9 protein-coding genes and 2 pseudogenes are annotated in these 9,267 nt (G+C 58.3%); 4 read left to right on the forward strand and 7 right to left on the reverse strand.

Annotated features, from left to right (window positions below; translation table 11 throughout):
• Nucleotides 1-258: 258 nt before the first annotated feature.
• Together ACPUER_RS35065 and ACPUER_RS35070 are read left to right on the forward strand one after the other, a co-directional pair.
• A pseudogene (locus ACPUER_RS35065) lies at nt 259-417 on the forward strand (IS3 family transposase); the annotation flags it as partial.
• A 25-nt stretch (nt 418-442) separates the two neighbouring features.
• Nucleotides 443-697: pseudogene (locus tag ACPUER_RS35070) on the forward strand (IS3 family transposase); the annotation flags it as partial.
• Here the strand turns inward: ACPUER_RS35070 and ACPUER_RS35075 are convergent.
• Nucleotides 660-2,093: a replication initiation protein gene (locus tag ACPUER_RS35075; protein WP_425133368.1), complete on the reverse strand. Its 1,434-nt coding sequence runs from the start codon at nt 2,091-2,093 to the stop codon at nt 660-662. The pseudogene ACPUER_RS35070 and the gene ACPUER_RS35075 sit on opposite strands and share 38 nt — an antisense overlap.
• Before the next feature lie 825 nt (nt 2,094-2,918).
• Between ACPUER_RS35075 and ACPUER_RS35080 the strand changes: the two genes are divergently transcribed.
• Entirely contained in the window at nt 2,919-4,127 is a 1,209-nt protein-coding gene (locus ACPUER_RS35080) for a ParA family protein (RefSeq protein ID WP_425133369.1), read from the forward strand.
• Nucleotides 4,124-5,092, forward strand: a complete 969-nt coding sequence (locus ACPUER_RS35085; protein ID WP_425133370.1) for a ParB/RepB/Spo0J family partition protein — start codon at nt 4,124-4,126, stop codon at nt 5,090-5,092. The genes ACPUER_RS35080 and ACPUER_RS35085 overlap by 4 nt, the downstream gene beginning before the upstream one ends.
• Before the next feature lie 52 nt (nt 5,093-5,144).
• Here ACPUER_RS35085 and ACPUER_RS35090 read toward each other — a convergent pair whose 3' ends face one another.
• The 6 genes from ACPUER_RS35090 to ACPUER_RS35115 all read right to left on the reverse strand — a co-directional run bounded on the left by ACPUER_RS35090 (nt 5,145) and on the right by ACPUER_RS35115 (nt 9,176).
• A complete protein-coding gene (locus ACPUER_RS35090) occupies nt 5,145-6,347 on the reverse strand; it encodes an ISL3 family transposase (protein ID WP_425133371.1) in 1,203 nt (400 codons plus the stop codon).
• Between the two features lie 767 nt (nt 6,348-7,114).
• Nucleotides 7,115-7,369 (reverse strand): hypothetical protein, encoded by a 255-nt coding sequence (locus ACPUER_RS35095; RefSeq protein ID WP_425133372.1) that lies wholly within the window; start codon nt 7,367-7,369, stop codon nt 7,115-7,117.
• Between the two features lie 173 nt (nt 7,370-7,542).
• The gene (locus ACPUER_RS35100) at nt 7,543-7,869 is read right to left on the reverse strand and encodes a PIN domain-containing protein (protein WP_425133376.1); all 327 of its coding nucleotides are present in this window, start codon (nt 7,867-7,869) and stop codon (nt 7,543-7,545) included.
• 101 nt (nt 7,870-7,970) lie between these two features.
• Nucleotides 7,971-8,189 carry a hypothetical protein gene (locus tag ACPUER_RS35105; protein ID WP_425133373.1) on the reverse strand — a complete coding sequence of 73 codons (219 nt, stop codon included), beginning with the start codon at nt 8,187-8,189 and terminating at the stop codon, nt 7,971-7,973.
• The gene (istB, locus tag ACPUER_RS35110) at nt 8,186-8,974 is read right to left on the reverse strand and encodes an IS21-like element helper ATPase IstB (RefSeq protein WP_425133374.1); all 789 of its coding nucleotides are present in this window, start codon (nt 8,972-8,974) and stop codon (nt 8,186-8,188) included. The genes ACPUER_RS35105 and istB overlap by 4 nt, the downstream gene beginning before the upstream one ends.
• Nucleotides 8,949-9,176, reverse strand: coding sequence for a hypothetical protein (locus ACPUER_RS35115; protein ID WP_425133375.1), 228 nt, complete (start codon nt 9,174-9,176; stop codon nt 8,949-8,951). Before ACPUER_RS35115 ends, istB begins: the two co-directional genes overlap by 26 nt.
• Nucleotides 9,177-9,267 lie beyond the last annotated feature (91 nt).

Here is a 9,267-nt window from a genome sequence, read left to right on the forward strand (position 1 = left end):
CATTTCCTCGGTTCCTTTGCCAGCATTATCGCTGGCAAAGGCCCCGGCCAAACCACTTATCCGTCTGTCCGAATTTGCGCGGCCACCTCTCGCTCCGTTGACGTCTACATGCTACGCGAACATAGTTCAGTTAACAACGGAACGGGACACTAGGTGCGGAGGATTTCGCGCTTACGATTGAAGGAGAACGTGAGTCAGTATGACTTTCCGTGATGCAGGGTGCGGTGCCGCACCGTTGGATAGACGCCGATAATGGATCGCTTACAAAGAATCTACCAGACTCACTACGAAACGCGTGCCCACGCCCGCCTGGATATCGTCGATTGGATCGAGGGCTATTACAATCGGCAACGCCTGCATACCTCGATCGACTTCCTCACCCCCGTCGACTACGAGGCTAGCTTGATCGCCGCATGAGTTGCTGTACGTGAAAACAAGGCAGGGTCAGTTTGACATGCGGGCGTCGATGAGCCGTCGTGGCAACTGCTACGACAACGCACCCATCGAATCCTTCTGGGGAACGCTGAAGAATGAACTGGTCTATCATCAACGCTCCGCCACGCGCGAGCAGGCACGCCTTGCAATCAGCGAATACATCGAAATCTTCTACAACCGGCAACGCACTCAGGCGCGTCTGAACTACCAATCGCCTGTCGCGTTCACGCAGCGCTTCTATCTGAATCGGATCGCTGCTTAACCCGTTGGCCTCCACGAATTCCGTCCGACCTCACTGTTCTCCTCTGCATAAAAACATAAAGCGAGAAGGCAGCCTTCAACGCCTCATACTTCGAAAACGAGGCATCATTCATGTCGGCCATGGGATCGATACTCAGGCGACGCAGCGTCAGTTTCGCCGCAGGCGAGCGCTTGTAATTCCGCCGCCATTCGTCCTGCTGCTCGGGAGGTGCGCCTTCATAGGCTTCCCAGCCCAGCCTCATTTCCTCCCCCATGCGCTCTTGTGCGCTCACTTCCTGTGCAGCCGTCTGAAGCGCCATTCGGGATTGAGCACTGACCTTGGCATCAGCCTCCTGCTGTTCCCGCGCAACGAGGCTCTGCTGCACTTGAACCATCTCCCGCTCAGCCTCAGAGACCACCCAACCTTCTTTGAGCGCTTTCATGAAAAAACCGGCCGGGCTCTTGGTCACCTTGCCCAACTTCAAACTGAAGCGCGTCCGGTCAATCGCCTGCTCTAGCCGTTCATCCGTGTAGGTATCTCGATCGCCGACGATCTGATTGAACTGCGCTGTCGACAGACCAAATTCCTGCTTGAGCGTCTCGTAGATCGCCTTTGCGTGCTCGTGTGTACGCAACTCGCGTTCGGCGAGATCTTTGCGGACGATTCGGAACCGTATGCTGCCGATCTTGCGCGAGCCCTGCACATTACGCGTCTCGTACGAAAGGGAGACGTCGGAGACCTCGTTGATCTGCTGAACCGCAGGCTCGAGCCAGTCCCGCTTGAAGTACTTGAATACCTGCGCGTTCGCGCCCATCTCGCCCTGCCATCCACGCAGTTCGTCGAGCGGAATCCACGCCGTCAGCCCTTCGTCAGCATAGGGCAGCAGATGATCGTACATGACGCGTGCGTACGACAAAGTAAACAGCGAGGTGATGCGCAAACTCAACCAGTGGGACTTGCCCTGCCCACGGATAATCCCAATCAGGTCAGGCGGCACGCGGAACTGGAAGCGCCCGCCCTGATACGAGATGCGGCCGATTAGTTGCGTTGAGCCGAAGGGACGGTCGCCGTCCTCTTCGACCGCCGCGGTCGCCTGGATCAGGGCTTTTTGCGCCTCAGTGATCACCTGCTCGAGGTGCGCGTTGTTGCGGCTTGAGTACCGCATCAACCACTTGAAGTAGTCGAGCTCGATGTCGTACACATCACGCGGACGGGCGTCATTAGCGACAATGAAATACGCCGCGTCAATCAGACGACGGGCCGCGACGCCAAGATCCACGATTCGAATCAGTACGTTGTTGCGCGAGAATCCAATGTCCAAGCGCGCACTTTCAACAGGCAGGCCTTCGGCCGAAGCATCGTCGAATAAGGCCAACGCCAACTGTTGAGACGTTGCGAGTTGCCCTGCTTCCGCCATACGACCTCCAAGCTCGCGCTACTTTTAGCATATTGGGGTGTAAGGTACTGGCGGCAAGGTGATATGTCAACACAGACAACCTCACCTTTATTGCTTATGGTCACAGATTTCCTCACCTTGCGTGCTAATTCGCCTCACCATCCAGCCCAAAGACCTCACCATGAGAGCCAATTCCCCTCACCATTCTGTGGATTTCACCTCACCTTGAAGCTCAATTCACAGCGCCATGCGCACATTTCAGCTCACCTTTATGCCGTAACACATTGATTCATAAAGAACTCGAGAGTCTCGTTTGTGGTTTGCTGGTTTTATTTTTTTAAAGAACAGATAACTAGGTCTACACGATTCGATTCCGGCACGCCAATGCTCTGCCCTGTTTCACCGGAGCCCCGCAGTCTTGGCTCGCCGGCTCACAGCGATATATGACCCGGTAACCAACCCAGAAGCGGCGTGTTCAACGGTGAGGTGAAATGTGTGACGCTCCGAAGCAGCGGCCTATGGGGGCAAGTTCTTTCTGGTGCAAGGTGAGGCGAAATGTGAAGATCGAACAGCGAGGCGAAGTCTCCCTGTGGGCGCCCCTCACAATTCCCCTCACCATAGGTCGAGTTCCTATCGCTCCCGTTATGAAGAAGATCCGCTGGAGCCCAGAGTTAGCTTGATTCTGTCGCCCGCTGACGTCGAAAGTCGGACTCGGAGACGATTTCCATAGCCATTCTTCGGTGGGACGAGTATTCTACGGTTTGCATTGAAAATCTGCATAACCGTGAAAATAGATGGCGAGTGTGAAAAATACACCTCACCGTGGAATCCAAGAGGAAGCATCCAATGAAGATGAGCGAGTTGCCGGCGGTTGAGCGGCAGGTGAGGCTATCTCAGCTCGGCGAGTTTGCTAAGCGATTGTCCGTCATGACCGATGAGCTTCGCGAGGACATTTTGGCGCCGCGCCCGCGAAAGAATCCGCCGGTGTTCACGATCGGCGAACTGAGCGAGATGTGCGGGCTGGATCGCCAGAAGATCAACTACATGGCAACAAAGGAAGGCGGCGATCTACCCCCTGGCGAGGCGCACGGTTCTGGGCGAGCCCGCGTTTTCACGTTGGCGGAAGCACGGACGTGGGTGCAGCGGGCATCGAACATCTTTCAGACTGCGCTCGTTACCGGGAAGGGACAACATCGCGGTCGCGTATTGATCACTGCGAACTTCAAGGGCGGCTCAACGAAGACGACGATCACGATGTGCGAGGCTCAAGCCCTCAGTTTGCGAGGTCGACGTGTTCTGGTCATTGATCTGGATCCGCAAGCCTCTCTGTCCGAACTCTGCGGCCTCTATGCTGAGAAGGATGTGACATGGGAAGACACGGTGCTCCCCTTCATCTACGATCCGTCGATGGGAGGCGGACTGGCTTCGAAAGTGCAGTCGACATACTGGGACGGCATCGACGTTATTCCGGCTCACAACTATTTGCATGATGCCGAGTTCCACTTGCCGACGGCTCAAAAGGAAAATCCGGGATACGAATTCTGGTCGGTTTTACGCCGTGGCATTGAGCCACTCCGCGCAGAGTACGACTACATCATCCTTGACACCGCGCCGTCGCTATCGTACTTGACACTGAACGGACTGATGGCAGCTGACGCGATGGTCATGCCGTTGGTTCCGGAGAGCCTCGACTTCATCTCCTCGGTTTCTTTTTGGTCGCTGTTTTCCGAAATCGCTGCCGGCTTCGTCGAACACGAACTCGACAAAACCTATGACTTCATTTCGGTGCTGCTATCGAAGGTTGACTATGGCACCATGTCGTCGGCGCCGGCGGTACGAGTCTGGGCTCAACGTGCGTACGGCGACTGGCTGTCTGCAACGGAGATCCCTGCTAGCTCGGTGATGAGTAACGGTGCGCTGGCCCTGTCGACGGTCTTTGACCTTTCCCGATCAGACGGCGTGGCGAAGACCTTGGCGCGGGTAAAGCAGCCATTGATGGTCCATTGCAAATGGATCGATGATCAGTCCGTGGCGCGATGGAGGGCCGAGGCATGAGTAACTTTCGAGAACGCATGATGAGTAAAACGGCAAACTTGCGTGCCGCGAAAGATATCCCGCTCGAACCGCAGGAGGATAAGCCGTCCGTTCCGCGAACCGCGCCTGGCATGGCGGGGGCACTCGCCGCCGCGCAGGCGCGCATCCTGGAGCTCGAGAAAAGCACGACGGCACACGAATTGCTGGTCGCCGAGATCGTGCCGAACCCGTGGCAGCCCCGGCGGGTCTTCAATGAAGCGAAGTTGACTGAACTCGCAGAATCGATCCGCGAGGCAGGATTGATCCAGCCGATTATCGTTCGCAAGGCCGCGACGGGCTATCAAATCGTGGCGGGTGAGCGACGCTGGCGCGCGCACAAGATGATCGGGATGGACTCGATCAAGGTTGTGGTTGTCGACATCTCCGACGAAGACATGGCGATGCTTGCCTTGGTCGAGAACGTAGTACGGGATGATCTGGCCGACTACGAGGTCGCTCGCTCGATCCGCGAAACGGAGAAGGAGTTTCCGAATCGCAAGCGAATGGCGGAAGCACTCGGGATATCGCGCTCTGAACTCTATCGTTTTCTGTCGTTCGCTGAGTTGCCTGATTTTGTTCTCAAAGATCTGGACATCCAGCCGCGACTGCTCGGTGCCAACGCGGCGGATCAAATTGTTGCAGTCTTGCGGAACAAGGAGGGGCGCGCGCTCGAGATCGCACGTGAGCTCTGGGCGGAAGTTGTCGCAGGGGATCTCGATCAGACGAAGCTCGCGAAAGCGATTAAGCAATCAATCGACAACGATGATAAGACTGGTCCGGTTAGCGACCGCAACATCGAGAAAATATTTGCAGGCAAAAGCCAGGCCGGATCGATTACCAAAGACGCCGGGAGCTTTACCGTGAAGATCAAGGCGGGGATGCTGAACTCGGAAAAGGAGGAAAAGATTCGAGCCTTGATCTCGCAGTTGTTTGCGGCGACGGACTAAGCCGCTGTCGATCAGGATTGAGCCCGCGGCATGCGGGCTTTTAATTGGTTCTTCACGGATTACTGGGATAGGCGGCCTTGATCTTGAGGAAGAAGTAGGCGCTGTCACGGTATCCGTATGCCATGCGCATCATGACCTTGATGCGATTGTTGATGCCTTCGAGCTGACCGGTATGCATCGGCCAGCGTACGCGCGAGACGATGCCGCGCCAGTACGCAGCCAGTTTGTGAGCAAAGCGCTGCAGCGGTTCGATGCCGCTGGTGTGGGCCTGCGCCAGCCAGGTCCGCCAGGCACGACGCCATTGCCACGCGGTCATAGGCTGCCAGAGCTCCTTGAGCACCGATTTGAGCACGTAGACAGTCATCAGTGTCTGATTGGCTTGCAGCAGCTCGCGTAACTTGATCTGGTGTTCGGCCGACAGATTCTCGCGGTTGCGCAACAACAGCCAGCGCGCCCGTTTCACCATGCGTCGCTGCGGGCGATCATGCTTGAGCCGGTTGGCTTCATCAACGCGCACCCGGTCGATCACCTCCCGGCCGTACTTGGCGACCACGTGATACAGGTCGTACACGACGCGCGCATTCGGGCAGCGCTGTTGCACCTCCAGATCGAATGCAGTGTTCATGTCCATCGCGACGGCTTCAATGCGTTTGCACCGCTCGACGCCGAGCGAGTCGAAGAACGGGCGAATCGCTTCCCAGCTGCGTCCTTCGCCGATCCACAACTCCCGGCGCGTGTCGGCATCCATCACCACCGTGGCGTAGCGGTGGCCATTGTAGAGCGCAAACTCGTCCATTACCAGCCGACACGGCTGGGTCTCGGGCAACGCCTCAAGCCGCGCCTGCAAGCGCCGTGCGTCGATACGCCGGACGGTTTCCCAGTGCAGTCCCGACAGCTGACAGACGTGCGCGACTGGCAGTTTCTCGCACCAGTGCCCGACGAATTCCGCCAGGCGCCGGGTGATTCGGGCGTGGCGATCCAGCCAGCTCACTCGCTCGATGCGCAGCCCGCAGCCGGCACACCGCACCCGGCGCAGCCGCATGCGCAGCCAATCCGCATCGCCCAGCATCGGCAGGTCGCGAATCGTGCGCCAGCCGTGTTCGTGCACGCGCTCGCTGCGCTGGCCGCAGCCAGAGCAGTGCGCAGCCTGGCCCACATGCGGCAGCAAAGTGATGCGCGTCACGCCGGGCGTACGTTCAAGTTCGGAAACGGCAAAACCTTCCCAGAACGGGAGGTCGAGTTTATGATCGGCCATGAAAGCGGCGGTCGTTGGAATCGGCTGATTGGTCGCACAACCAATCTATTCCTTCGGGCACCGCTTTCCTTTTGGTCACTGCCTTCACGCTAATCCGCGAAGAACCTTTTAATTTCCGTGCCGGTGTCCCTATTAGGGACACTCGTGTGGGCCGCACCTTCGTAGCTTAGCTATCGCTACCACTCACCCGTCAGGCGCTCCAACATAGTCACGGCATCAGACACGGCAAGGTCCGGAAACAAGCTCGGCCGGTGGAAATTTTCATGCTTAGTTGGCCTGCCAACGCGACCCGAGGGTCAACGACCTTCACGAACGAAAGTACGTCGTGTTGCCTCTCGTCTAGCGTTAAGAGATAAACCTTGAGTGGTAGATTGGCGTGCCTCACGAGTGCCTTGATAAACCCAATATGGGAGATGACGTACAGATCACAGAGGGCGTTGTAGGCATCCGGGCGACTGGGCTTAATGACTTTCGAGCAGCATCACTGCCATACAGGCACGCCAGGAAAAGCATCACGATAGCGTTGCCCGGAGCAAGCTGGAACTTTGACGCCAATACTACAAGCAGATCTTTGACCGCTCGACGTCGATCATTGACGACCTTCTCCTCGACCAGTGGAGCGGCCTCGATGAAAAGCATCCCGGTCGTCCCATTGGCGTTCTTTCGCGCATGCGAGAAATTCGACGAAGCTCGAGCGAAACTTGCGAAGGTATTCCGAGTCGCCCCATGCGTTCCTGATGAACCATCCGATCGCGAACGTTTCCTTCTCAAGGCATGCTAGCGCTTCTTGCTTGTCGACATCGGCCTGTGCACCGGCTCTCGCCCTCCCGACGGCTCTCGCCATTCCATAATGGAAGTAGTAGGCCGATCGCGTGTTGCAGCAAGTCGATCGCGCGAAGCTTCTCAAGCGCAGCCGGCTTCTTGTCAAGACGTTCCCTGCCTTTATTCGCATTTTTGACAAGCAAGACGACATTGTGATCAAGAAAAAAGAGGATTTCAGGTTGGGTGGCTTCGGCGGTCATGGCGAGGCTGATCCGAGGATAAGGTGCACATCGACCAGGCGATGCGTCGGCGCCACACCACTGGCTGTGGAGAATGCGGCTTCCCTCTATTCCCAGCTTTCGTACGCCAGGACATTTCATAATTGCTCGAGCATCGGGCCGAGAATTTGGGCGCCGAGCAGGCGAGCCGCTCGCTAGTCGAATGTGAGTAGCGGCGGCTGGCCCGCAGTGCCAGCCTGACCGACGTGCAGGCTGGCAGCGAAATCCCCGCCGTGCTCGCGGTACAAGTGCAGTGCGCGTTCAAGCGCGCCTTCCGCCTCAAAACTCAGATCGCGCGTCTCAAGTAGCGCCGTGAGCGCGGTCAGGATTTGCAGGCGATCGAATCGGTAGCGTGACCTCAGCACCCATTCGAGCTCGAGCATCACGGTCACTGGCACGTAGAACGCCTCGGCTTGCCCGGCCGAGGCTGCGAACAGCTCACGAATGCGCGCGACCCGGTTGACGTCGTCGTTGGTGTTGATGGCGGTCCAGAACCGCGCTTAAACGGCGGCGCAATGTCGAGTATTTCGCTCAAGTACGAAGGGCCGCAAGGGCCCCTTTGATGTGACGTGCTCGGTGCCGTTCAGAACGGCGGATCGTGTTTTCGCGTGTGGACGTTTCGTGACGCACGCAGCTCGCGCAGTTGTTCGTGGAGCTGAACGCCGTAGAAGTCGGTGATCATGGCAAGCAGGTCATCAAGCAGCTCGAACACGGCTAGCGCCTGCTCGGGTGTCCAGTCGTCGGGTACGATGAACGGTAGACCGCGCCGGCGTCCCGAAGGCAACAGTGGTGTGCGACTCATGATGTTGCCACCTTCTGCGCCGCGGGCCTGCGGGTTTTGCGCTGCCGGGCCCGTGCCTCGTTACGCTCGCGCGCTTCCTTGAGCCGGTACGACTCGCCCTCGATCGAGATCACCTCGGCGCGATGCACGAGGCGGTCGACCAGCGATACCACGCAGGCCGCGTTCGGGAACACGTCCGACCACTCCTTGAACGGCTTGTTGGTCGTTACGATGGTCGAGCGCTTTTCGTATCGACGGCTGACGAGCTCGAACAGCAGGTCCGCATGGCGGTTCGAGTACGATAGGTAGCCGACCTCGTCGATCACCAGGATGTCCGGCGTGGCATAGTGCTGCAAACGCCGGCGCAACGCCGAGTCGCTGTCCAGTGCCGCGAGCTCGCCGAGCATTTCGCTGGCCGACTTGAACAGCACCGTGAGTCCTTGGATGAGCGCATGATGCGCCAGGGTCTGCGCGAGCGTCGACTTGCCGACGCCGTTCGGGCCGATGAACACGACGTTGGTCGCGTCGTCGAGGAATGAGAGCGACATCAGTTCCTCGACGGCCATACGATCGATTCGCTTGGGCCAGTCCCAGTCGAAGTCGGTCAGGATCTTGAACTTGCCCAGCTTCGCGGCACGGATACGGCGCTGCAGCGAACGCTGCGTTCGCTCGTCCTCTTCCCATTGCAGCAGCGGCGCGAGCCACTCGGAGCCGTCCACCTCGGACCAGTGCTCGACGAGAGCGTTCAGACGCAGTGCCTTGGCGCGCAAACGCAGCATCTCATTGTTGTTCGGGATCGACGTCATCCTTTTCCTCCGCAGTCAGTTGATCGTAGGTGTCGAGTCGGTGAGGTTGCACGGGCGTATCCTTGCGCCGCACGTGTTCCGGCAGATTCATGGCAACAGGCGGCGGTGCACCGCGCGCGGTGCGGCGACGCCCCAGCGCAGCACGCACGGTATTCGTATGGGCCGATCCCGCCCGCAGGGCATCTTCGACAGCGGCTTGCAACGTAAGCGCTCGACACGTACCGTCTGTTCATGAGGGCGCGGCACCGGCAATCTGATTCCCATCAGATGTAATGGGAATCAGATTGATGAAG

It is taken from the genome of Burkholderia sp. DN3021 (assembly GCF_049805555.1).
Lineage (GTDB): Bacteria > Pseudomonadota > Gammaproteobacteria > Burkholderiales > Burkholderiaceae > Burkholderia > Burkholderia pyrrocinia_C.

Excerpts from the sequence above, each read along its gene's own strand:
- ACPUER_RS35090 (WP_425133371.1), bottom strand. The coding sequence starts at position 6,347 with ATGGCCGATCATAAACTCGACCTCCCGTTCTGGGAAGGTTTTGCCGTT.
- ACPUER_RS35105 (WP_425133373.1), bottom strand. The coding sequence starts at position 8,189 with ATGAGTCGCACACCACTGTTGCCTTCGGGACGCCGGCGCGGTCTACCG.
- ACPUER_RS35080 (WP_425133369.1), top strand. The coding sequence starts at position 2,919 with ATGAAGATGAGCGAGTTGCCGGCGGTTGAGCGGCAGGTGAGGCTATCT.
- ACPUER_RS35075 (WP_425133368.1), bottom strand. The coding sequence starts at position 2,093 with ATGGCGGAAGCAGGGCAACTCGCAACGTCTCAACAGTTGGCGTTGGCC.
- istB (WP_425133374.1), bottom strand. The coding sequence starts at position 8,974 with ATGACGTCGATCCCGAACAACAATGAGATGCTGCGTTTGCGCGCCAAG.
- ACPUER_RS35095 (WP_425133372.1), bottom strand. The coding sequence starts at position 7,369 with ATGACCGCCGAAGCCACCCAACCTGAAATCCTCTTTTTTCTTGATCAC.
- ACPUER_RS35085 (WP_425133370.1), top strand. The coding sequence starts at position 4,124 with ATGAGTAACTTTCGAGAACGCATGATGAGTAAAACGGCAAACTTGCGT.